The sequence below is a fragment of the Limnoglobus roseus genome (assembly GCF_008254045.1).
GTDB classification, from domain to species: Bacteria; Planctomycetota; Planctomycetia; order Gemmatales; family Gemmataceae; genus Limnoglobus; species Limnoglobus roseus.
In genome coordinates this window covers 8,893,759-8,915,528 of record NZ_CP042425.1, presented here as the reverse complement: position 1 = coordinate 8,915,528, position 21,770 = coordinate 8,893,759, and the positions used below count along the sequence as shown (strand labels likewise).

Below are 21,770 nucleotides of genomic sequence, written 5' to 3'. Positions count from 1 at the left end.
GTACCCGAACCGACGGCCTGGGACACCGTCACATCGTCAGGCCCACCGGGTTCGCGCGGCCGGCACAGGTCCTTCTGCTTTCGCGTCGCGAAGCGGTCACTTCTCACCTGTGGTCTTGGGGCGACCGGTAGCCCCTTCGGGCTTCCGAAACACGGATTCCACCGTGTCGCCGTCGCGGAGCTGTCGGCCGCCTTCCAGAACGATCTTGTCGGTCACGTCGAGTCCCTTCTTGACGACGCAGAGGTCCTCCGTTTCGTTCTGGACGACGATCTCACGCAGCTGTACCACGTCATCCTTGCCGACGACGGACACGTACCGCCGGTCGAGAATCTCGAACGTGGCTCGCTGGGGGATGGCGGTGACGTTTTTCAACGTCCGCCGGATCAACACGGTGCCGGTCTGGCCGTGACGCAGCAGGCGGTCCGGGTTCGGGAAATCCGCCCGGCAGGCAATGGTTCCCGTCTCTTGGTTGAAGATGCCCTCAATGGTGACGACGTTGCCGGCGTTCTGCTTGAACGTGCTGTCATCTGCCAGCACAAGGTCGATTCGCGAATCGGCGAGTTCGAGACGCGAATGATCCTTACTGTCTCCCTGGCGGGCCTTGTGTTCGAGGTAACGGGCCTCGGGGACGTGGAAGTAAACCCACATCACGCTGTTGTCCGACAGGCTCGTGAGGACATCACCCTCTTTGACGAGGCTCCCTTCCTGTTGGCCCAGGCGGCCGAGAAATCCGTCGTACGGTGCTTTGACGGACGTAAAGTCCAGCTCGACCTCCGCGAGCTTCGCCTTGGCCTGAGCCTTAGCCAGTTTGGCCTCGTACAGGTTTACCTCCTGCCGGGTGGCCGCCTTTTTGTCGAGTAGTGTCTTGGCGTTTGCCAACTCGATTTCCGCGAGTTTGACCTCGGCCAACTCGGCATCCAGTTTGGCCTTGTAAAGAGCCGGTGCGACCTTGAACAGCACGTCGCCCTTCTTCACCGCCTGCCCCTCCTTGACGGGGACGGCCTCGAGATATCCAGCCGTAAAAGCACGGAGTTCGATGTGGCGCCGCGCTCGGATCAGGCCCGAGTAGTGCTGAGTGACGACGACGTCCGTTACGAGGGGGCTGGTGACCACAACTTTCTGGGGCTTCTCGTCCCCCTTGCCGACGGCCTCAACTTTCTTGTGCGAACCCTCGATTTCCTTTTCGAGGAACGCCACTTTCGCACCCCGACCGTCTTTGGGAAACACCGGCTTACTCTCCTTCGGCGGATGGTCAGCCCGTACGCCGGCGGGTGGGAAAGCCAAACCGGCAACCAGAACGAACATTGCGGCGCACATCGGATAGTCTCCAGGCGTGGCAGGTGAGTCCAGTATCGGCTCGGCCTCTGGGAGTGTCCAGCCGTCGGGCCCGTGGCCGTTCGGGTGACGCGCCCGTTTCGGTTTCCGTGGCCTTCGCTTGCTCCAAGCGAATCTCGACCGCCAGCCACCGCACTTTGATCTTGAGTCGGAGTGCCCTGAGTTTACGTGCTCCGGCCCGACACCCCTGGGAGCGCACTTCCTCGGGCTCGGCCCGCAAGCGGTCCATTCTTGACCTGCCCCGCCCGACGCCCGGGAATGGTGCGATGCTCACGATGCCGCGCGAGGAAGATGCCTTCCGTCAGCGGTGCGAAGAGCTCGTCCTCGTCCGCACCCGAGAGCCGAACCACGCGGGCTACTGTTTCGTGATGTTCGGTCTGATGGCACTCGCCGGCGTCGCCGGACCCGCAGCGTGGAGGCTCGCCGCGCTGTGGTTCGCTGGACGGATCGCCGCCGCCGTGATGGGCGGAACACCGCTCCTCCGTTCGCGGTGCGGATCGACCGAATTGTTCGAGTAACCATCGTGCGCGAACCCTCGGTGGCGCGATCAAGTCCGCGGTCTGGGAATCGGAGTTGGAAACCCAAGCCGCCCGTACGATTCTTGCCCAACGGCACGGGCGCCCCTGGCGACCGGCGTCGGGGCGGGCCGGCCCTGCACCATTCACTCTCACAAGTGGCGGAGACCCCTCCGCACCATTCACACGGGCGAACTCACTCGATCGTCCACGTTCGCCTGGCGAGTTCGAGGAGGCGCTCCTGGCGGCTTTGGATCGCCTCCGGGGTCCACTCGGCCGCGGCGCAAACCTCCTTCGTCAGGTCGAACGACACCTTCTTGTCCCGGTCGGCGTAGATCTTTTTCTTCCGCGGGAAGTCGTAGTACTGGGCCTTGTAGTTCTTATGGCCGCACAGCATGGCCAGGTTGCCCAGGCGGTGCAGCCAGTGGGCGTGCTGTTCCAGGGTGTACCGCCCGACCCAGTACGGGTCCTTGAACGCCTGCGGCATGACGTGCTCGATCGTGAGCCGGCCGCTGTAGCTCCGCGTCACCGACTCGTCCTGGGCGGCCTCCTCCAGCCGCAACAGCACCGCGGCGTCGAACGGCTTGCCGTACACCTCGCCGCCGAGCAGGGCGAGGAACTCGTCGTTCTGGGCGTTCCGTCGGAAGACCTCCCGCACCTCGTCCGCGCTCGCCTTGCCGCGGATCGCGTTGATCAGGTGGTAGTAGGCCGTCAGGCGGGCGGCCTGGCCGAGGCGGCGGACCCAGTTCTGCATGGTGATCCGCTCCAACAGCCCGACGAACTCGGCCTCGGGCATTCCGTCGATCGGCTCGTTGAGGTAAGCCAAGAGGGGCGGGATCCACTCGTCGTACTCCACCCGGTGGAGGGCTTGAAGGGATCGCAGGGCGACGGCCCCGTCGAAGTCACTTTCCACGATCCGGGTATAGTTCTCGGCCGACTCGACCAGCCGTTCGAGGAACGCGATCGCCCCCCGCTCGGCCTTCTCGATGAGGGCCGCGTACTCCTCGTGGAGGGATCCCCGGGCGCGGACCGCGGTCACCGAGGTGCGATGGTGCCCGAGGAAGGCGTCCATCCGTTCGATGCCCACCCGGTCCTCGAGGTCGAGCCAGTGCGATTCGAGCTCCTCGCTCGGATTCGGGTCGGCCCCGACCAGGCCGAAGAGGGCGTTCTTGATCAGGTCGGCGTTCGACAGCGGGATGCCGCGGGCGTTGAGGACGTTGAACAACCGGTGCGCCGACTTGAGGGAGGTGGTGTTCACGAACACCACGTACACGCGGGTGAGGATGTACTTGGCGAACGTCTTCAGCGTCGGCTGATCCTTCCCGTCACAAAAAGCGAGCGCGACGTCTCGGTTCTCGATCAGGCGTCGCTGGGGGGCTTCCAGATCGCCCGCCGACCGGGCCGGGACTTTCTGACCCTCCAGGACGTGCTTGCGGAAGAACGCCTGATCCTTCTTGCGCAGCAGCAGCCGTGGGGTTTCCGCCGCCCCGGTCAGGGCGTCGCGGCAGGATCCGATTCTGAAGGGTGGCCTTGGCCGCCTCGTCCGTAATGCGGTCCCGGAGCGCGGCGAAGATCAGGTTCAACGTCGTAAGCCGCTGCTGGCCGTCGACGACATCGTAGTGCCGGTCCCGGTCCTTCTCGATCGTGATCAACGAGCCGATGAAATACTCGGTATCGTTTCTCTCATACGCCTCCCAGATGTCTGCCAGCATTTGACGGACGTTCTCCTCCTCCCACGAATACGGCCGCTGGTACGGCGGGACCTCGTAACAGATCTGTTCGGTGAGAACCTTGTCGATCGTCCGCTCGCCGGCGTTCATGCGAAACCCTCTCTAACCCCTGAGAAATAGCTGGATGATGCTTACCGCCCGCCCCACACCTCGACGCGAACGCCGTCCCGCTCGCCGGACCACAGCTCGGTCGTGCAGGTTTGCGAGAGTAGGTTCTTCCACAGCAGGGCGTTGGCAAACGTCTCCTCGTCCGGGCTGAACAGGGAGAACACGCTCCGCGACGCCACTAGGACCATCCTCCGCTTGGCCCGGCTAACGGCGATGGTCAGCCGCCGCGGGTCGAGCAAGAACCCGGCCGACGCCGACAAGTATACGCGTCCCGGTTGATCTTCGGACCGGGGCAAGCGGAGCCAGTGTTCTGTGACGGTAGTCTCGGCCTCCCCGTGCAGGAACGTCAACTATACTTGGCCGCGCACACCCGGGACGACTCGCATGCACAAGGTGATCGGCCTCCTGTTCGTACTGTTCGTTGCGGCCTGCGTCGGGTTCGCGTTCGTGGCCCTCGACCCCGGCCCGGCGGACCCCGCGGGCGACGAGTCGCCGGCGGTCGTCGTCCTCGACGCCGACGTCCCCGGCACGACGGTCTTCCGCGGGCCCGACGAGCTCGGCGTCGTCCCCCTCACCCTGACCCCGGCCCGGCTGGACGAGCTGGGCCTCGGGCACGTGACACTCGACCCGGTCGCCCCGCTCGCGCCCGACCCGCGGGGCGGCACCCTCCATCTGCGATCCGGCGATGACAAGCCGGAGGAGCGGCTCGCCCTGCGGGTGCCCGACGCCGTCGCCGACCGGTACAAGGGGGTCGAAACGCCTTGGGGCCGGCGGACAGTTCCCGGAACGATGTCCGGCGCGTCGCGGCCGACCGGGCTGGAGGTCCCGAGGCTCCGCGTCTCGATGGCCCCGGCCGCGACCGCCGACGGGCTGCGGTTCCGGGTTCGGGCCGCCGACCGGGCCCCCGTCGGCGCCCCGGTCGTCCTGACGCTGACGGCCGAGAACGTCGGGGCGAAGCCCGTCGCCGGCACGAGGCCGGAGGTCACCCTCTCGGCCGTCGACCGGCACGGGGCGTGGCGGGCCGCGGACCAGTTCGAGGCGACCAGCCTGCCGGCGGCGTGGGGCCACATCGCCCCGGGGCAGGCGGTCGAATGGGTCGTGCGGTTCGTCGCCCCCGACCGGCCGGGCGAGTACAACCTGACGGCCAATCTCCTGTTGCGGGCCTCCCCGGCCGACGGCCACGCGGGGGCCTCGACCCTGTCGAACGTCGAGCTGCTGCGGGTCCGGTAAGGGCCTGCGGCGGGGCGGGACGTTGCGGCGCGATCGTGGGGTCGGATCCATCATTGCCTCCTTCGCCGGGTAAAGGTGGCGGCTACGGGTGGTAACCGGCGTGGACAGTGAGCTACGTATCGGCGGGCACACCAACGTTAGAATCGCTCGATCGGGGACTGTCTGCGGGGCAGAAGTGTGGCCCGACGTGACGGCCACCTTTCCCCGCAGGCGGCACAGGCCGCGGGCGAGTTCTTGGAGGCGGTCGTCGGGGGCAGATGGGCGGGGTCGAGGTCGGGTCGCACGGGAACCTCCGGGTGGATGATTCCAGCGACCTCCGCGGCGCGGCCGGCGAGCTGACGGGGGCACAACACGCCCCCTACCTATCTACTTCGCAAAACGGGGACGAAGTGGTGCGAGAAAGTGGCAAGATTCCCCAAATGGTGGTGCCCGTGCCGCCACCTAAGGATCCGCATCCACTTGGGACGGACGCGGCCGGCGTTCGAGATCGCCCCGGCCCGGGCGACAGTTAAGGCCCTTTTACTGGAGACGGCTGGCCCGCCGGGGACCGTCGGCATCGGCGACCGCTGGTACTACTCCCCGGCCTTGGCCGCCGAACGGGCCGCGGCCGGCGTGCGGTTCCTCACCCCGTACCTGCCCACGTCGACGGAGCCCGACCCGGCCCGGGCAGCGATGTTGGCCGCCAGCCGGTACCGGTTCGAGACCGTCAACGGCCAACTGGCCGATCGATACCACGCCAAGCGGAAGTGGGCCTAGGACCGATGGCACCTGACCAGCCGGTTGGCCCGCAAGGTACTCAGCCACACGGTCATGGTGTGCCTGACTCATCGATTCGGCTATCACGACACTGTCGTTCGACGACCTACAGATGGCCGTAAAACTTGCACATGTCGTTGGCTAACATTCGTCGGTTTTTGGTCTCGCAAAGGGGGTCCACTATATCTGGCACCGTTACCGGCATGGCGAACGAGAGGATATCGAACAAGTGGGTGAGACCAGTTTTTGATCGCCCCACGGCACTGTATCATCGAATTCATTTCCACTGCCAGAGGGCGGAACGACAAACCAGACGTTCCCGCCGATCGCATCGGGGAGGACGAACAAGCCATCCGTGCTACACTGAGGATACCTGCCTGTGCCGCACGCGCTACCGAGTCACGCACCACCCACGAACCCGCCGGGTTGATCGTCCGGAATCGCCCCACGCCCGAGTCATCGCGATGAAACCGACCCCGATCGCGCTTGCGCTCCTGCTTGCCCCGCTGAGTGTCCGCGCGGCGGAGCCATTCGAGGCGTTCCTGACGAAGCACTGCGTTCGGTGCCACGGCGCGGAGAAGGAGAAAGGGACACTGCGCGTCGACCAACTCTCTCGCGATTTCAAGGCGGGCATGGACGCCCAGCGGTGGGGTGAGGTCGTGGAAAAAATCAACAGCGGGGAGATGCCGCCGAAGAACGAACCCAAGCCGACGCAGGACGAGATCGCGGCGTTTGTCTCCGCAATCGACACGCGGATCAAGGAAGGCCGGGCGGCCCGGATGGCGGCCCGGCCGGCGGTGGCGCACTACCGGTTGAGTCGGAAGGAGTACCAGAACACGGTCTACGACCTTCTCGGCGTGCGGTACGATCCCACGAAGCCGGGCGAACTGAACGAGGACACGCGGTGGCACGGGTTCGAGCGCATCGGCTCGGAACTGTCGCTCTCGCCGTCGCACGTGGACCGCTATTACCGTGCGGCCGGGCTGGTGCTGGACCGCGCGTTTCCCACCGCGGCCGGCGAGGCTCGCAAGGTTCGCAAAACGGCGGCCGAACTCCGTTACAACGGCGGCAAGGACCAGCAAGCCGCGCTGGACCGCTTCGGCATCACGCGGCCACTGCGTCACCTGCTCTACCCGGGAAACGTCCACCACGCCCTCTCGCCGAACTGGTTCGGCAAGACCGGCCCGGAGCACAGCGGCCTGTACAAGTTGCGGCTCCAGGCCAGCGGCATCCGCCCGCGGGGCGGTCAGCCGGCGCACCTGAGCATCGGCAAGCGGACCGGCGAGGAGACCGTGGACGGCCTCGTCGAGTTCGACGTCACCGCCCCCGAGGACAAGCCGCAGGTGTTCGAGTTCGAGGTGTTCCTGGAGATGCCCGCGTCCCTGGACTTCTGTGTGGTAGCGACGGACGTGGTCGACCGCCGCGCCGGCGCGGCTTTTCGGAACGCGCTCAACAGCGGCAGCTACGTCTTCACGCACAGCAGCGAGACGCGACTGCTGACCCCGAACGCCCCGCAGATGTTCGACGACAAGGGCAACGGCCTCTTCTCCACGGTGATCCTCGATTGGATCGAATGGGAAGGGCCGATCGTCACGGCCGCGGAGAAGGCACTGCGAAAGGACCTGCTACCGCCCGAAGACGCAACGCCCGAGGTGGTCGCGGCGCATCTGAAGCGGTTCGCCGAACGCGCCTGGCGTCGGCCGGTCAAGACTGAAGAGTTGACCGGCTTTCTGAACGCCGTTGCGGCCGAACGCAAGGCGGGCGAGAAGATAGCCGACGCCTTCCGAGTCGCCCTGGCAGGCGTGTTGACGTCCCGGCACTTCATCTACCTCGTGGAAGGGTCGCCGGCGGTCCGGGATCGCCTGAACGAGTCCGAACTGGCATCCCGGCTCTCGTACTTCCTGTGGAGTTCGATGCCCGACGCGGGTCTGCTCGCCGCGGCCGCGGGCGGAACGCTCAAGGGCGACGGGTTGAAGCGGGAAGTGGATCGCCTGTTGTCGGACAGCAAGGGCGATCGCTTCATCGACGATTTCACCCGCCAGTGGCTGCAACTGCACCGCGTCGGCATGTTCCCACCGGATCAGAAATTGTACCCGAACTACGACGCTTGGCTGGAGACGAGCTTGCGGTCCGAACCGGTCGAGTACGTCCGCGAGATGTTCTCGAAGAACCTGCCGATCGATCAGCTTCTTGACTCCGACTGGACGACGGCGAACGCCCGGCTGTGCGATTTTTACGGGCTGCCGGAGCCGAAGTCGGGCGGCTTCCAGCGCGTCCCGCTGAAGCCCGAACACCATCGCGGCGGCCTGCTGACGATGGGGGCCGTGCTCGGATTAACGTCGGACGGCACCCGCCACCGCCCGGTTCACCGCGGCGTGTGGGTCAGCGAGGTGATTTTCGGCAAGACGCCGCCACCGCCGCCGGCGAACGTGAGCGCCATCGAACCCAACCCGCCGGAAAGCCCGAAGGCGACGCTCCGCCAGAAGATCGAGGCGCACCGCAACAACGTCAACTGTGCCGCGTGCCACGCGAAGATCGACCCGCTGGGCATCGCGTGGGACAATTACGACGCCGTCGGCCAGTGGCGCACCCGCGAGAAGGTGGCCAAGGGCACCGGAGAAGACCCGCTGCTCGACCCGTCGGGCGTGCTGCCGGACGGCCGGCCGTTCAAGGACTCGGTCCAATTCAAACGGCTGCTGCTCGACGACCGCGACAAGTTCCTGCACGCCTTCGTCGAGCACCTGTGCACCTACGCCCTCCGCCGCGTGCTGACCGTGGACGACCGCGAGGCCGTTTCGGCCATCGTGGAGGAAGCGAAGAAAGGCAAGGCCGGCCTCAAGGACGTTGTGCGGATCGTGGCACTGTCCGACCTCGTGGGCAAACGCTAACCCCGGAGAATCGTGATGAGCAACTTCCTGTCCCAGTCCTGGCTGATCGACCGCCGGCACGCACTCCGGGGGCTCGGCACCTGTGTCGCGCTGCCGTTCCTGGAATGCATGGTGCCGCTGCGGGCCGCCGAGGCAAAGACGGCCACCCCGCGGCGGAGTGCCTTCGTCTACCTCGCGAACGGCGTCCACTCGCTGAACTACCAGGTCACGACGCCGGGGAAGGACTACCAGCTTTCGCGGTCGCTTAAGCCGTTGGAGAAGCACCGGCAGGCGATCACGCCGATCAGCGGGTTGCACCACCCCGGCGCGCTGGGACACCACCACAACTGCATTTCGGTCTGGCTGACCGGCGGCAAGCTCGGCCCGTCGGACAAGAACACCATCTCCGTCGACCAGAAGATGGCCGAGGTCACCGCGAAGCAGACGCGGTACCCGTCGATGGAAGTCGCCCTCACGGGGGAATCGCTCGCCTGGACGGCCGACGGCGTGCGGTTGCCGTCGATGCGGCGGTGTAGTGAGATTTTCGCCTCGCTGTTCGAGGCCCCGAAGGGCGGCACGGCGGCCCAGCGGAAGGCCCTCCGCCGCAAGGGCAGCGTGCTCGACGCCAACCTCGCGGAAGTGCGACAACTCGAACAGGCGATGGGGTCGGCCGACAAGGGCCGCCTCGACCAGTACCTCACGTCGGTCCGGGAAGCCGAGGTTCGCACCCGCCGTGCCGACGCCTGGCTCGACACGCCGCTGCCCGCCGTCGCCGAGGCCGACCGCAAGCGCGTCAGCCGCGACGTGCCCGCCACCCTGGCCGGCGACTACTTCCGCACGGTGTACGACCTGATCGTGCTCGCGTTCCAGACGGACGTCACCCGCGTGGCCACCTTCAGCCTCGGCGGCGAGGGGGACGCCTTCGCCATCCCCGAGATCGGCATCACTGAGTCGCGGCACCAGCTCAGCCACCACGGCGGCGACCCCGGCTACATGGAAAAGCTCACGAAGTACGATACCTTCGCCATCGAGCAGTTCGGCTACTTCCTCACGCGGTTGGCCGAGACGAAGGACCTCAACGGCAAGCCGCTCCTCGGCTCGACGATGGCCCTCCTCGGCAGCGGCATGTCCTACGGGCACAGCCACGGCAATGCCAACCTGCCGCTCGTACTGGCCGGCGGGTCGGACCTGGGCCTGAAACACGGCCGCCACCTGGACCTCAACCAAGGCCACTTCAAGGGCTACCAGCTCGACAAGCCGGGCGAACACTATTCGCTCTGCAGCCGTCCTGCGAACGCGACCGCGCACATGAGCAACCTGCTGCTCCTGATGGCCCAGCGCATGGGCGTCGAGACGGACACGTTCGGCGACAGCAACAAGGTGATCGAACTATGACGCGATCTCTTCAACCGCTCGCCCTCGTGGCCGTGTGCCTCGCGTTCTCACCGTACGCGGTGTCGGCTCCGCCCGAAAAGGACGAGCCGTTCCGCCCCGAAGCCGGGAAGTTCCCGCCGTTGGAGAAGGCGCATTCGTACCGGGGCGAACTCGTCTTCGTCGATCACGCCAACCGCCGCGGCAGCATCCGCCTGCAAGGGTCGGGCATGTTCTTCCGCAACGACCCGCACCCGTTCGCGATGCTCCCCTACGGCATGGTCCGCTACCGTGGTGCCCCGGCCGACCTTCGGGACGTTCCCCTCGGCACCGTGATGCACGTGCGGGCTTTTCTCCCGCCCGACCTGAAGACGTCCGCCGTGCCGGTGCTCCCGGTGAACAGCAAGAAAGAGGACGCGAACCACAACCGGGGCTCGGGCATTTTCCCGGCAGAGAATCACGTCCTGCTCCTCGAAGACGAGCCGAGCCACTGCCTGCGCGAAGGCAAAGTGTGGAAACTCAAGGAAGTGGACGTGAAGAACAACGCGGGAACGATCGTCGCCAGCCGGGTTCAGAAGAATGCGGACGACGGTAAGGCCGAGGAGGAAAAGCTCACCTTCGACGCCGCCACCCGCGTTTGGCGTGGCCGCGAATGCCTTACGGTCGAAGACGTGATCGCCGACGGCCTTTGGCCCACGGGCGGAAAGAAGTCGCTCGGCGGCCAAGCCGTGCAACTCGGCATCACCTGGAAGCCGACGGCCGACGGAATTTTCACCCGCTTCCACGTCTCGGACATCTGGTTGGACGACGCCTCGTTGCAGCGGGCCGCCAAGAATCAAACGGAAACGCACAAGGCATTCATCCGCAGCCGCTGGATGCCCGCGTGGGTGGACGCCGTCGAGTACGGCAAGTTCGGCCGCGCGACCGTGACCGCGACCCTGTTCGGCGGGATGGACGCCACGCTCTACGCCGACTTCAAGAAGGACGTGCCCGCGATGATGAACGCGGTCGAGAACACCCTGAAGCACACCCACGGTGCCTACGGCCCCGCCCACATGGCGTCCCGCGGCTCCGTCCTCGAAGTCACGAAGGCCGCGGGCGAACAGCCGCTCGGCAGCAGCGGCGTCCAGATTCGGTTCGAGACGGATCTCATCATCGAAGGTCTCCGCCCCAGCCGCGTCGTGCGCGTCCGCCCCAACACGTGGCCGCAGGTCCAGGTGCCGCGAGAGGAATACCTCAACGACGGAGCCAATCTGGAAGAACGCTTCCCGTCCCCGGCCATCTTTCCGAAGTATTGACGCCGAACGGCACCGAGGAATTGTTTTGGTGTTCAACTGGAGATGATTTCCGCGTAGGACGGACTTCCCGTTCGTCCGAGTTGCTGAGGACGAACCAATCGTTCGGCGAGTGGGAGGCGACGGGGTGTTCAAGGTCGACCCGACCGCGGATGCCGTCGGCCCTCATCTGCTCGGTGAGGAGAAGTTGCCGCCCGCGTTCATGGTTAAGCGGCTCCGCAAGCACGACGGGGGGACGGCCTCTGCTCGTCCGGCGGGTGGACGTTCGCTGAACTTGCCCACGAGTTGCGGACACGGAGTAAAGGGTACTCTTCCCGCAGAGGAGCCCCTGATATCAGAAGCACGACGAACATTCACCCGCGAGTTCAAGGTCGCGGCCGTGCAACTGGTCACCGGCAAAGGTAAGTCCGTCTCCGAGGCCGCCAGAACACCCGACAACCGCCCATTCCTGCCGAAGGCCGATCCCAAACCCGGGAAGTAACCGCCCGCGAAACCGATTGGGCATCCGCCCGCGGAAGCGGCCTACCCGCCCGGTCAGCCGTGTATGTCCGTCGACGCACTCGCCTCGCCCGCGCCGCCCCACACTTCGACGCGGACACCGTCCCGATCACCCGCCCAGAGTTCGGTCGTGCACGTTCGCGAGAGCAGGTTCTTCCACCGCAGCGCGTTGGCGAACGTCCCCTCGTCCGGGCTGAACAGGGAGAACACGGTTCGGGACGCCACGAGGACCATCTTCCGCTTGGCCCGGCTGACGGCCACCGTCAACCGCCGCGGGTCGAGCAGGAACCCGGCCGACGCCAAGAGGTACCCGCGGTCGCTCTCCGTCGCGCTCACGAGCACGACCGTCCGCTCGCCGCCCTGGAACCGCTCGACCGTGTCCACCGCCGACCGCCCCGGCAGGCCGGTGGCCGGGTCGAGGACGCTGAGCTTCGGGAACGCCTGCTGCAACGCCGCCCGCTGGGCCCGGTGCGGGACGACCACGCCCAGCCCGTCGACCGCGTCGAGCCCGTACGTCGCCGGGTCGGCCAGGGCCCGCAGGAGGGGCCCGATCAGGGCCTGCTCGAACGGGTTCCGGACCTGGCTGGCGGCCTCGTCGTGGACGACGACGACGAGCGGGTACGCCGGGTCGAGGACGGCGGCGGCGAACGGGTCGGCGTGCGGGTGGGCGGCGAGCCGGTCGGCCTTCCGCGAGTGGTACGCGATCCCGGCAAGTCTGTGAAGCACGTCCACCTGTCCGTCCACCCGCCCGCCGGCCGCGTGACCCTGGTCGCACCGCGGGCCACCCGGCCGGACGTGGCGCGGGCGTACGCCGTGTCCAAGCTGACGTGGATCCGCGCCCAGCAGGCACGGCTGCTGGCTCAGGCCCGGGAAACCCCGCGGCAGTTCGTCGAGCGGGAGAGCCATTACCTGTGGGGCCGCCGCTACCTCCTGTCCGTCGTCGAGCGGGACGCCAAGCCCGCCGTGTCTCACGACCACCGGCGGATCACGCTCTCGGTTCGCCCAGGCAGCGACCGGGCGACGCGGGACGCGGTGATGAGCCGGTGGCACCGGGCACTGCTCCACGAAGTCGTGCCTGGGCTGATCCGGAAGTGGGAGCCGAAACTGAAAGTGCCCGTTGCGGGGTACCACCTCCAGCGGATGCGGACGAAGTGGGGGAGCTGTAACCACCGGGCCAATCGCATCCGCCTGAACTCGGAACTCGGCAAAAAGCCGAAGGACCTGCTGGAGTACGTCGTCGTCCACGAAATGGTCCACCTGATCGAGCCGACTCACAGCGATCGGTTCGTCGAGTTGCTCGAGAAGCACTACCCGCCCTGGCGGGAGGCACGGGTGGAATTGAACGAACTCCCGTTGGCCGCCGAATCCTGGGATCGCCCATAGATTGCTTATCCCAATCGGGTTGTGTTAACCCCTGGGTCTGTTAAGCCGAGACGGCGAGAGTTTTTCTCCGTTCGTCTCGGGGTGCGAGACGAACCCAAGCGTTTCGCCTCGCACCCTCGATTGCGTTTCGCGAACTAGAGACTCTGGCTGAGACTTGAGAAACGCGCGAAAGGCTTGAAAACGAGCCGAGAGATGCGGACGGCCTAGAGTTCACACTCTCGGCCGTTTCCGTTAACCCGCCGGTCCGAAGTTCCGCGACCGGCCTGACGAACTCCCCGGGGAGAACAGATTGCGAACTTTCAGGCGTGACTCTCGGCGCGAGATTCTCTCCGACTATGCGAGAATAGCTTGTTTCCCGGGGATTCCGTCGGTTTGAATCGAGAAGGGCCATGGGGAAACGACTCCTGTGAGAATCCGCCCCGGCGTCCGAGTGAAGCCGCGTTCGAACTCGGATGTCTCAAGTTGTGTTAACTCAGGGGGCGAAATCGGGTTCAGGCCAAACCGGAATCCTTCGAGTTAACAGCCGCACGACTTCTTCTCATCTTTGGACCTCGCGGCCGAGTCGTCCTCTCACGCCGTGACCCAAAACCAGAGCCACCACGACTGACTGCACCGGGACGAACGTGGATCGGAACGGGCCGCGAAAGAGCGGACTTTGCCCCCACCCGATCATCAACCGTCGGGCGGTCGAGAGGTTCCTCGGAATCACGAGGGCGTCATTTTTCCCGCGGCCGCGGGGCGGCTTCCCGGCCGCGTTCCAGCGCGGCCACGAACGCGACAAATTTGGGGCACGTGCGGATGCCGTCGAAGTCCGAATCCCGTTTGAAGTGGGCGACGGTCGCCGGCGTGAAGTACCCGCGGGCGGTCGCCGCTTGCAACAACGCGAGGGCCTTGTCCAGTAGCGGGTCCGCCGGCGTGCGGCAACACAGGGCCACGGCACACGCGGCGTTGTAGCAATGGTCTGCGGCGTCGCGGCCTTGCAACTCGGCCCAATTGGCGAGCCGTTCCGCCGTGTCGATGGCCTCAGCCTGCCGCCCACTGCCGATCAGGCTCTTGACGCGGATCAACGCCAGATCGGGCACGCGGGCCGCGGGAAGGCCGAAGACGAATTCGACATCCTCGACGGCCCGCCGGGCGTCACGGCACAGTTCCAACTCCCGGTCCATCATTGCGACGTAGTCCGCGGCCGACCCCGTGAGCCGCCCCTTCTCGTGCCACGGCAGTAGGGCCGCTCGCCCGGCCGCGAACCACCCGACCGCGTCGGCGTAGCGGTGCAAGTCCTTGTAGACGTTGCCGAACTTCAGACTCAGGACGAACAGGTCGGTCGCCGCTTCCAGGCTGGCCGGGTCGGCGTCGCGGGCCGACCGGGCGACCTCGACGCCGCGGCGGAAGTGCTCCAGCGCCTCTGCGGTCCGGCCGAGGCGGTGGGCGGCTTCGCCGAGTCGCACCCAACTGATGCCGACCAGCCGCCGGTGGCGGGCGTTCGTCGGGTCGGCGGCCGCCACCTCAAGCGCGAGGCGGTTGAAGCGACCCCAGTGGGCGAGGGCCTCCGCCGGGCGGCCGAGTTGGAGTGACACCAGCCCCAGCCGGTCCAGCACGGCGGCGTGGTCGCGGCGGTCGTTCACGTTCGCCGGGTCGGCGGCGGCGAGCGCCTCGGCGACGGCCGCCGCGCGGCCGTAGTGGCCGAGGGCGTCTTCGAACTGTCCGGCTTGTAGGGCCAGGTTGCCGAGGCGGTCGTGGCTGACGCCGAGTTCCCGCCGCACGGCCAGCTCACCGGGGGCGGCGGCGGCCAGCGCCTGCCGGATCGCGAGGGCCTGTCGCTGGAACGCGGTTGCCCGCTCCCGGTCCCCGAGTTGCAACGTCGTGTCGCCGAGGCCGGTGAGGGCTTTCGCCACCTCCAGCCTCGCGGCCGCGTCGTCCGGGGCGGCGAGTTCCGCGGCGAGGGCGTGCCATCGCTCGAACGCGGCCCGCGCCTCGGCCGTGCGGCCGTGCCGCAACAGGGCGTCGCCGAGCCGGGAGCAGCTGACGGCCCAAGAGCGGCGGGCGGCGGTGTCCCGCGGGTCGAGGCCGACGAGGGTCTCGTAGGCGGCGGCCGCCTTCGCGTGGTAGTCGGCCGCCGCCGCGGTCTGCCCGGCGTCGAACGCCACGGCCCCCAGTTTCTCGTACAGGATCGCTTGGTCCTTGCGGACCGACCCGTTCGCCGGATCGGCCTCGGCCAGCCGCTCGAGACCGGCTGCCGCCCGGCGGTACCGGTCGCGGGCCTCGTCCCGCCGCCCTTCGGCGAGGGCCAAGTTGCCGAGCTTCTCGTGGCTGACGGCAACCGCTCTCTGCCGCCCGGCGTCCTTCGGGTCCTCGACCGCCAGTCGCTCGCACAGAGCCTGTTCCCGTTCGTAGTTTCTGCGGGCGTCGGCGACGCGGTTCTGGTGGGCGGCCGCGTCGCCAAGGCGGCCGTAGAGGATGGCCAAGTCCTGCGGGGCCGCGAGACGGTCAAACACGTCGAACGCCTGTCGAAAGTAGCCCTCCGCGTCGGCGGCGTGGCCGAGTTTCAGAGCCCCGTCGCCGAGTTTCGTGTACACGACGCCGAGGTCGCGGTGGGCCGCCGCGCCGGCCGGTGCGGCCGCGGCCCGCCGCTGGAACGCCGGCAGGCAAGTCTGGAAAAACGCAAGTCCGTCTTCCGGCCGCCCGGCGTCCAGTTCCAGGGTGGCGATGCGGCTGGCGAGCGCGTCGCGCACGCGACAGGTTTTCTCGTCGGCCGGAACGGCGGCTAGCAGGCTTTCCGCGGCGTCCAGGCCGCGCTGGAGCAGTTCCCGCGCCTCGGTCGGGCGGCCGAGCGTCAGGGCCGTGTCGCCCAAGCGGCTGAGGATCAACACCCGGTCGTGTTGAAGTTCGGCGTTCGCCGGGTCGGCGGCCCGAAGTCGGGTGAGTAGTTCGTCGCCGGCGCGATACTCGCGGTCGGCGGCCGCCGTGTGGCCGAGCGACTGCTCCAAGTCCCCGAGTTGCATGCGGGTGGCGAACAGTGTCCGGTCCGGGCGGCCGCGCGCGAGGGGGTCGCCGACGATCTTCTCCAGGCCGTCGCGGGCGACTCCGAGCAGGGCCTTCCGCAGGTCTTGCGTGCCCGGCCTCTCTTCCAACCGCTCCTGCACGCCGAACACCAACTCCCGGAACGCGCCGAGGGCCAGGTCCGTCCTCGCGCCGGCGACCCGCAGGGCGGCCTCCGCCTCTTCGCCCTTCGCGCGGGCCTGGGCTTCCGCCGCGACCGTCTTCGTCAACTGCTCGCGCGTCGCCGCTTCCGCCGTTGTCGCTCGCCCGGTCTGCCAGAGCGCGGCGGCCGTCCCGGCGGCGAGGACGAGGAGGACGGCCGCCGCCCCCCGCACCCACCACCGCCGCCGGGCGTCCGCCACCGCCCGGGCCAGCGTCGCCCGCCGCGCACGGTCGTCGGCGTCGAGCCGGATGCGGGCCACGGCGACCGCCACCTCCGACCCGTTGGCCGGCCGCTCGGCGGGGCGGGCGGCGAGGCACCGCTTCGCCAGCTCGATCAGGGGGGCCGGGGCGCCGCACGTGTCCAGCCGGGCATGGGCTGCGCCCACGGCCCCGCCCGCGGCCTGCCGCAGGGACGATTCCGAGTCGTCGTCGGCGAACGGGCCCGCCCCGGTGAGGAGCGCGCAGAGGACGCCACCGAGGCCGAAGACGTCGGCCGCCGGTGTGAGCGGCGCCCCGCTCGCCTGTTCCGGCGCCATGTACGCGGGCGTCCCGACGAGGTCGCCGGCCGACGGGCAGGCGGCCCCGCCGGTCGCGGCCGGCCGAGCCGCGGGATGTCGTCCGGACGGCGGCCCGATCGATTTCGCCAAGCCCCAGTCCATGACCTGGACTTCGCCAAACGCCCCGACCATGACGTTCGCCGGCTTCAAGTCGCGGTGGAGGATGCCGCGGTCGTGCGCGTACCCGATCGCCTGGGCAACGGCCTCGAGCACGGCCGGGATGTCGAGGGTCGCAGAGCCGTCTCGGATGAACGTGTCGAGCGTCCGTCCGACGACGAGTTTCATGGCCAAGAACGGCCGACCGTCCGGCAGGGCACCGACGTCGTACACCGGCGGGATGTTCGGGTGTTGCAACTGGGCGGCGGTCGTCGCCTCGTTGCGGAACCGGTCGAGCGTGGGGCCGGACGGCTTGGTGTGGGGGACTTTCACGGCCACGTCCCGACAGAGGAGGCGGTCCCAGGCCCGGTAGACGGCGCCCATCCCCCCGGTGGCGATCAACTCGCGCAGGTCGTAGCGGTGGCCCCCCAGGTCGGGTAGTGCGTCGTTAGCGACGGTTGGGGCGTCGGCCTCGGTTAGGGGCCGATTTTTGTGCGGCGACACGAATGTCGCCTCGTCGACGGGCGGCGTCATGGGACCCTCGTTACGGCCGGGCGAATGGACTATGGAATCGAATCGTCGCATCCGCAAGTGCGGCCGAGAAGTTGCCCACATTCCACGCGGTTGTGGTGAGGCTGACGGCCCGGGACGTGGGCCGAATGAGGGCGACATGGACCAACTTCCCCGGGTAGCAACAACGGTTGGGTTGGGACGTGAACGACGCGGTGCGCCGTGGAAGTGTTCGTGCTTTTTTCCTCCACACGGGAAGCCGGAAGGCATTCTCGCGGGTGTCACGGCACGCCCCGACTGAGTCAAGCAGCAGGCCCGGAACACCACGATGACGATGGAAGAGATGTGTCTGCCGCGGGCGGACTTTATCATCGACCAGGAAGGGAAGTACACGCGAGAGTTCGACGCCGAGAACACGGCCGAGGGCGCGACAGTCGAGCGGGTCGGGCCGAGACCCATGAACTTGAACGCCCACGCCGAGCGGTTCGCGAAGAGGCTGCGGCACGAGTTGCGCGACCACTACGCCGTGTTCGGCGAGAAGCACCTGCGGCACCCGTTGACCGAGTGTTTGACCCATTACAATTCCGTGCGGCCGCACCAAGGTATCGGGAATACACTCCGCTCGCCGAGGAACCGCCGACGCTCCTCAAGGTTCTGCTCGGTCCGGTGCGGTGCCGGAAGCGGCTCGGCGGGCTGCTCCGACACGACCCCCGGCTGCAGCCTGATATCTGTCAATTCGGGATGGGGCTTGCTCGATCGCCCGCGTGCGGGCCGCGTTGAAGGTCCGCTCGCATCAACAATCGACCCCGTTTTTGTAAACGCCCGGGCGCTAGATTTGGCCGATATCGGAGACGCGATCAGTTTCGATTCGGCCCATGGCGGCTGAAATTGCAGAAACTTCTCGTGGCCATAGTTTTTGACCAAGACGCGATCGAGCAGGCCGGCAATCATCCCGTCGAGTTGACCGCACACGGTCATTGCAGGTGCAATCCCAATCTTCTCGGCTCGGCCGCCCAAGTGGATGGTAGAAGAGATCCGGGAAAGTGCTCGCCCCAGGATTTCTTCTCGTCTATGCTGCCCTTGTAAAACCTTTCGACCAATTCAAAACAGGTAGGCGTCGATTCCGTGGACTCGCAGGATTTCAACCACCTGGTTGACGGCCTCCGTAGGGGTGACCGCGCCGCGATGGCTGACTTGTTCGAGCGATATGGAGGGGTGATTCGAGCTGCCGTGCGCCGAAACCTTCATGACCGCCTGCGAACGCAATTCGATTCGCTCGACTTCGTGCAGGACGTCTGGGCGTCCCTCCTCGCCTTGCCCCCCGAGCGGTGCACGTTCGCTACGCCGGAAGCCCTGGCCGGCTTCCTGGGGCGGGTGGCCCGGAATAAGGTGGCGGACGTCTTCCGGCAGCGGTTTGAGTCCCAGAAGTACGACATCGCCCGCGAGGTGGTGTCGCCGGTGTCGGATGGCGACTCGAATCGGCCCGGGATCCCGGGCCGTGACCCGACGCCCAGTTTAGCGGCGATTGCGGCCGAGCGGTGGGACGGCCTATTGGCACAACTGCCACCCGCCTACCACCCGATCTTGCAAATGCTCCGCGACGGGTTCACCTACGACGAGATCGCCGCCGTGACGGGCGTGTCTGTGCGGACCGTGAACCGGGTCGTCGGGCGTCTGAAGAGTTACCTTGGCGAGTGAACCAATGCGGCCGACGACTCCGATTCAACCTGTCGCCGAGCGGGTCCGAGAGCTCGTGCGGTCGTGGCGGGGCGGCCAGACGCCGGACGCGGCGGCCGCGGTCGCCGACCCGGAGGTGCGGGCCCGACCGACGCTCGTGATTGACCTCGCGTACGAGGAGTTTTGCCTGCGAGAGGCGGCCGGCGAGAAGCCCGACCTCAGTCGATTCTGCGCCCGGTTTGACTCCCTGCGGTCCGAAATCCGCGACGTCCTCGAAGGCCACCGCATCCTGACGAGCCGCCCCGACGTGCTCACCCAGGCACCGTGGCCGGAAGTCGGGGACATCTGGGGCGAGTTGCGGTTTACCCGCGACCTCGGGCGTGGAGCGTTCGCCCGCGTCTACCTGGTCGAGGATGTGTCGATCGGACGGCCCGTCGTTCTGAAACTCTCGCGGCGGCCGTCGCGGGAGGGGTTGAGCCTTGGCCAGGTGAGCCACCCCCACATCGTCGACGTCCTCTGGTCGAGAACCCTCCAGGGGTTCCACGCCGTGGCAATGCCCTTCGAAGCGACCGCCACCCTCCGCCGAGTAATCGACGCGGCGTATGAGGGGGTGGCCCGTCCCCGACGGGTCGACCGTCTGATTCAGGCCGCCGGCCATGACGAGGCGGTGCCGACCCGTCCGAGTTTGTTGTCCGTCCGGCAGGGTTACGTTTCCGGGGTTCTTCGGGTGGCCGGGAAGTTGGCCGAGGCGCTCGCCCACGCCCGATCGCGGGGCATTTCCCACGGCGACCTGAAGCCGACCAACGTCCTGATCGCCCCCGGCGGCCACCCGCTCTTGATCGACTTTAATTTGGCGACTGCCGCCGAAGACGTGGCCTCCGTCGTCGGTGGGACGGTGGCTTACGCCTCCCCTGAACGCCTCCGGGCGATGCTCCGACCGGAGGTGGCGGTCGGCGACGGTGAGGCGTCCGACGTGTACTCTTTCGGGTTGATCTTACACGAGTGCCTGGCCGGATCGTTACCGTTCGCCCCTGCCCAAACGGACGACGTGCGGGAAGCCGTTCAGCGAGCTTACGATGCAAGGGAAGCGTTCCGACCGGCCCCGGTGCCGGGGGCGCCGCGAGCCGCCTCCGACTTGGTGCGCCAATGTCTCACGGCCGCGCCCGGCGGGCGCCCAACCTTCCGCGAGGTGGCGGACCACCTCGCCCGATACGGGCGTCCGCAGCGGCGATTCTCGGCGCTGGCCGCCGTCGGATTGCTCATGGCCCTCCTCGCCGGGGTGACCCTTGCCGTAACGCGGCCCCCGAAAGACCCCCGAACGGCGGAGGAATTTACCGCGCGGGGCCGCTCCTTCCTGGCCCACGGCAAAACCTCGGCCGCATTAGCCGACTTCCAAACGGCCGCGGAACTCCACCCGGCCGGCCGCGAAGTGGCAACGCTCGCGTTCGCGCTGTCCCTCGCCGCACAGCACGAGACGGCTTGGGCGAAGAGTGAGGAAGCGGTCAAAACGTTCGCCCTCCGCGAACCATGGGTCTTGAACAACTGGGCCGCCAACCTGGTGGCCGCCCGGCATAACAGCCCGGTTGAAATGGCCCAAGCCGTCCTCCTCCTCGACGAGGCATTGGAACGGGACCCGGACTCCCGGGCGATCCACTACAACCGGGCGATGGCGCGGTTCTGGGCGGATCGGAATGTGATTAACCGAATGCTTCCTGACGAGCGGTGCCTGGAGGACATCACGGCGGTGATGGCGGGAGGACGGGTCACTGCGGCCTTGAGCCTCGACGCCGCCCGGTTGTACGCGGCGGTGCCGGGCGGGGCGAACGCCGGCCGCGCCGTCCATTACGCGGCCGAGGCCATCCGCCTCGGAACCGACCGCACCGCCGTTATTAAACACCCCCACCTGAAGCACCGATTGACCCCCGCAGACGTGGCATTCCTCCACAGCATCCCCCAGGGCACGGCGGCGGCGGACGTCGATCTCCGCTGGATCAGCCCATTCGCCTCGTGAAGCCCGACTGACGGTCAGACCCACGTTCCGACAATTTCATAAATTGTTCTTCCGTCCCTGTCACTTTCCCCAACCCCATTTCGATTACCCGCCTCAGAGCGGCATTGGTGCTGCTCCACTTCCTCTCTGGGATCACCCCATGCGCTCGTTCTTCAATCGCCGCCCCTCGGGCGCGCGGCCGGATCTCCGCGCCCGCCTCGCCGTCGAACCACTTGGAGCCCTGGTCCTACCGACGGGCGTCACGCCCGTCATCAACAACTTCGTGGCCCACGAAGCTTCGAACGGGTTCTTCGTGATTTCGGGTACGGTCGCGGACGACCAGCCGGCCGGGCTGTCCGTGACGTTCGGCGGGGGGATGACCGGGATCGACGGGCAGCACGCGACGACCGCCTCCGACGGTTCGTTTTCGTTCACTGTCTTCGTCGGTTCAGGCCAGAGTGGGATGGTGACGGCCACGGTAACGGACGGCGATCAGAACGTGTCGCCCGAGGTCGAGGACGACGTCCACCCGACCGGCTCGCCCGAGACACCCGAAGGGACGAAGGACGTACCCGACACCGACCGCGGCTAAATCGTCGGATCAGACCCATGACCAATCCCTACGCGACGATCGTCCGTCGGGCGGTGGAG

At 67.4% G+C, this 21,770-nt stretch carries 17 protein-coding genes and 2 pseudogenes; 12 read left to right on the top strand and 7 right to left on the bottom strand.

The genetic code is table 11. The annotated features are described in order from the left end of the window. Nucleotides 1-96: 96 nt before the first annotated feature. Entirely contained in the window at nucleotides 97-1,227 is a 1,131-nt protein-coding gene (locus PX52LOC_RS38255) for an efflux RND transporter periplasmic adaptor subunit (RefSeq protein ID WP_246173599.1), read from the bottom strand. Between the two features lie 374 nt (nucleotides 1,228-1,601). On the opposite strand from PX52LOC_RS38255, the gene PX52LOC_RS38250 reads away from it, so the two are divergent. Continuing rightward, nucleotides 1,602-1,853, top strand: a complete 252-nt coding sequence (locus tag PX52LOC_RS38250) for a hypothetical protein (protein WP_149115015.1) — start codon at nucleotides 1,602-1,604, stop codon at nucleotides 1,851-1,853. Nucleotides 1,854-2,046: 193 nt separating this feature from the next. On the opposite strand, the gene PX52LOC_RS38245 is transcribed toward PX52LOC_RS38250, so the two are convergent. Genes PX52LOC_RS38245 through PX52LOC_RS38235 form a run of 3 tightly spaced genes read right to left on the bottom strand, consistent with a single transcriptional unit; the run spans nucleotide 2,047 to nucleotide 3,948 of the window. After that, on the bottom strand, nucleotides 2,047-3,210 hold the full coding sequence (locus PX52LOC_RS38245) for an HNH endonuclease family protein (protein ID WP_390637594.1): 1,164 nt from the start codon (nucleotides 3,208-3,210) through the stop codon (nucleotides 2,047-2,049). Beyond that, nucleotides 3,176-3,670, bottom strand: coding sequence for a DUF262 domain-containing protein (locus tag PX52LOC_RS38240; protein ID WP_149115013.1), 495 nt, complete (start codon nucleotides 3,668-3,670; stop codon nucleotides 3,176-3,178). The genes PX52LOC_RS38245 and PX52LOC_RS38240 overlap by 35 nt, the downstream gene beginning before the upstream one ends. A gap of 41 nt (nucleotides 3,671-3,711) precedes the next feature. Then, a complete protein-coding gene (locus tag PX52LOC_RS38235; protein ID WP_218575234.1) occupies nucleotides 3,712-3,948 on the bottom strand; it encodes a P-loop NTPase family protein in 237 nt (78 codons plus the stop codon). 124 nt (nucleotides 3,949-4,072) lie between these two features. On the opposite strand from PX52LOC_RS38235, the gene PX52LOC_RS38230 reads away from it, so the two are divergent. The 6 genes and pseudogenes from PX52LOC_RS38230 to PX52LOC_RS44485 form a co-directional block, all read left to right on the top strand. Continuing rightward, nucleotides 4,073-4,918 (top strand): hypothetical protein, encoded by an 846-nt coding sequence (locus tag PX52LOC_RS38230; protein WP_149115012.1) that lies wholly within the window; start codon nucleotides 4,073-4,075, stop codon nucleotides 4,916-4,918. Nucleotides 4,919-5,377: 459 nt separating this feature from the next. Continuing rightward, nucleotides 5,378-5,674: a hypothetical protein gene (locus PX52LOC_RS38225; protein WP_149115011.1), complete on the top strand. Its 297-nt coding sequence runs from the start codon at nucleotides 5,378-5,380 to the stop codon at nucleotides 5,672-5,674. A 464-nt stretch (nucleotides 5,675-6,138) separates the two neighbouring features. Next, nucleotides 6,139-8,562, top strand: a complete 2,424-nt coding sequence (locus PX52LOC_RS38220; protein WP_149115010.1) for a DUF1592 domain-containing protein — start codon at nucleotides 6,139-6,141, stop codon at nucleotides 8,560-8,562. A 15-nt stretch (nucleotides 8,563-8,577) separates the two neighbouring features. After that, nucleotides 8,578-9,936 (top strand): DUF1552 domain-containing protein, encoded by a 1,359-nt coding sequence (locus PX52LOC_RS38215; protein ID WP_149115009.1) that lies wholly within the window; start codon nucleotides 8,578-8,580, stop codon nucleotides 9,934-9,936. Then, nucleotides 9,933-11,210: a hypothetical protein gene (locus PX52LOC_RS38210; protein WP_149115008.1), complete on the top strand. Its 1,278-nt coding sequence runs from the start codon at nucleotides 9,933-9,935 to the stop codon at nucleotides 11,208-11,210. Before PX52LOC_RS38215 ends, PX52LOC_RS38210 begins: the two co-directional genes overlap by 4 nt. Nucleotides 11,211-11,538: 328 nt before the next feature. After that, nucleotides 11,539-11,637, top strand: a pseudogene (locus PX52LOC_RS44485) (transposase); the annotation flags it as partial. 104 nt (nucleotides 11,638-11,741) lie between these two features. Here PX52LOC_RS44485 and PX52LOC_RS38200 read toward each other — a convergent pair. Then, nucleotides 11,742-12,431, bottom strand: a complete 690-nt coding sequence (locus PX52LOC_RS38200) for an AAA domain-containing protein (protein ID WP_218575233.1) — start codon at nucleotides 12,429-12,431, stop codon at nucleotides 11,742-11,744. On the opposite strand from PX52LOC_RS38200, the gene PX52LOC_RS38195 reads away from it, so the two are divergent. Next, nucleotides 12,369-13,088, top strand: coding sequence for a YgjP family zinc-dependent metalloprotease (locus PX52LOC_RS38195; protein WP_149115005.1), 720 nt, complete (start codon nucleotides 12,369-12,371; stop codon nucleotides 13,086-13,088). The two genes, PX52LOC_RS38200 and PX52LOC_RS38195, sit on opposite strands and share 63 nt — an antisense overlap. A 716-nt stretch (nucleotides 13,089-13,804) precedes the next feature. On the opposite strand, the gene PX52LOC_RS38190 is transcribed toward PX52LOC_RS38195, so the two are convergent. Beyond that, the gene (locus PX52LOC_RS38190) at nucleotides 13,805-17,476 is read right to left on the bottom strand and encodes a serine/threonine-protein kinase (protein WP_168219473.1); all 3,672 of its coding nucleotides are present in this window, start codon (nucleotides 17,474-17,476) and stop codon (nucleotides 13,805-13,807) included. A 304-nt stretch (nucleotides 17,477-17,780) separates the two neighbouring features. On the opposite strand from PX52LOC_RS38190, the pseudogene PX52LOC_RS44350 reads away from it, so the two are divergent. Further along, nucleotides 17,781-18,005: pseudogene (locus PX52LOC_RS44350) on the top strand (hypothetical protein); the annotation flags it as partial. A 23-nt stretch (nucleotides 18,006-18,028) separates the two neighbouring features. On the opposite strand, the gene PX52LOC_RS43170 reads toward PX52LOC_RS44350, so the two are convergent. Next, nucleotides 18,029-18,430 (bottom strand): hypothetical protein, encoded by a 402-nt coding sequence (locus PX52LOC_RS43170; RefSeq protein WP_246173597.1) that lies wholly within the window; start codon nucleotides 18,428-18,430, stop codon nucleotides 18,029-18,031. Nucleotides 18,431-18,577: 147 nt separating this feature from the next. On the opposite strand from PX52LOC_RS43170, the gene PX52LOC_RS38180 reads away from it, so the two are divergent. The 3 genes from PX52LOC_RS38180 (at nucleotide 18,578) to PX52LOC_RS38170 (ending at nucleotide 21,711) form a co-directional block, all read left to right on the top strand. Beyond that, nucleotides 18,578-19,150, top strand: coding sequence for an RNA polymerase sigma factor (locus PX52LOC_RS38180; RefSeq protein WP_149115002.1), 573 nt, complete (start codon nucleotides 18,578-18,580; stop codon nucleotides 19,148-19,150). Nucleotides 19,151-19,154: 4 nt separating this feature from the next. Beyond that, nucleotides 19,155-21,140, top strand: a complete 1,986-nt coding sequence (locus tag PX52LOC_RS38175) for a protein kinase domain-containing protein (RefSeq protein WP_149115001.1) — start codon at nucleotides 19,155-19,157, stop codon at nucleotides 21,138-21,140. A gap of 139 nt (nucleotides 21,141-21,279) precedes the next feature. Further along, the gene (locus PX52LOC_RS38170; RefSeq protein WP_149115000.1) at nucleotides 21,280-21,711 is read left to right on the top strand and encodes a hypothetical protein; all 432 of its coding nucleotides are present in this window, start codon (nucleotides 21,280-21,282) and stop codon (nucleotides 21,709-21,711) included. The last annotated feature ends 59 nt before the right edge of the window (nucleotides 21,712-21,770 follow it).

Coding starts and splice junctions, on each gene's coding strand:
- PX52LOC_RS38230 (WP_149115012.1), top strand. CDS start 4,073: ATGCACAAGGTGATCGGCCTCCTGTTCGTACTGTTCGTTGCGGCCTGC.
- PX52LOC_RS38175 (WP_149115001.1), top strand. CDS start 19,155: ATGCGGCCGACGACTCCGATTCAACCTGTCGCCGAGCGGGTCCGAGAG.
- PX52LOC_RS38190 (WP_168219473.1), bottom strand. CDS start 17,476: ATGACGCCGCCCGTCGACGAGGCGACATTCGTGTCGCCGCACAAAAAT.
- PX52LOC_RS38220 (WP_149115010.1), top strand. CDS start 6,139: ATGAAACCGACCCCGATCGCGCTTGCGCTCCTGCTTGCCCCGCTGAGT.
- PX52LOC_RS38170 (WP_149115000.1), top strand. CDS start 21,280: ATGCGCTCGTTCTTCAATCGCCGCCCCTCGGGCGCGCGGCCGGATCTC.
- PX52LOC_RS38210 (WP_149115008.1), top strand. CDS start 9,933: ATGACGCGATCTCTTCAACCGCTCGCCCTCGTGGCCGTGTGCCTCGCG.
- PX52LOC_RS38240 (WP_149115013.1), bottom strand. CDS start 3,670: ATGAACGCCGGCGAGCGGACGATCGACAAGGTTCTCACCGAACAGATC.
- PX52LOC_RS38250 (WP_149115015.1), top strand. CDS start 1,602: ATGCTCACGATGCCGCGCGAGGAAGATGCCTTCCGTCAGCGGTGCGAA.
- PX52LOC_RS43170 (WP_246173597.1), bottom strand. CDS start 18,430: ATGACCGTGTGCGGTCAACTCGACGGGATGATTGCCGGCCTGCTCGAT.
- PX52LOC_RS38215 (WP_149115009.1), top strand. CDS start 8,578: ATGAGCAACTTCCTGTCCCAGTCCTGGCTGATCGACCGCCGGCACGCA.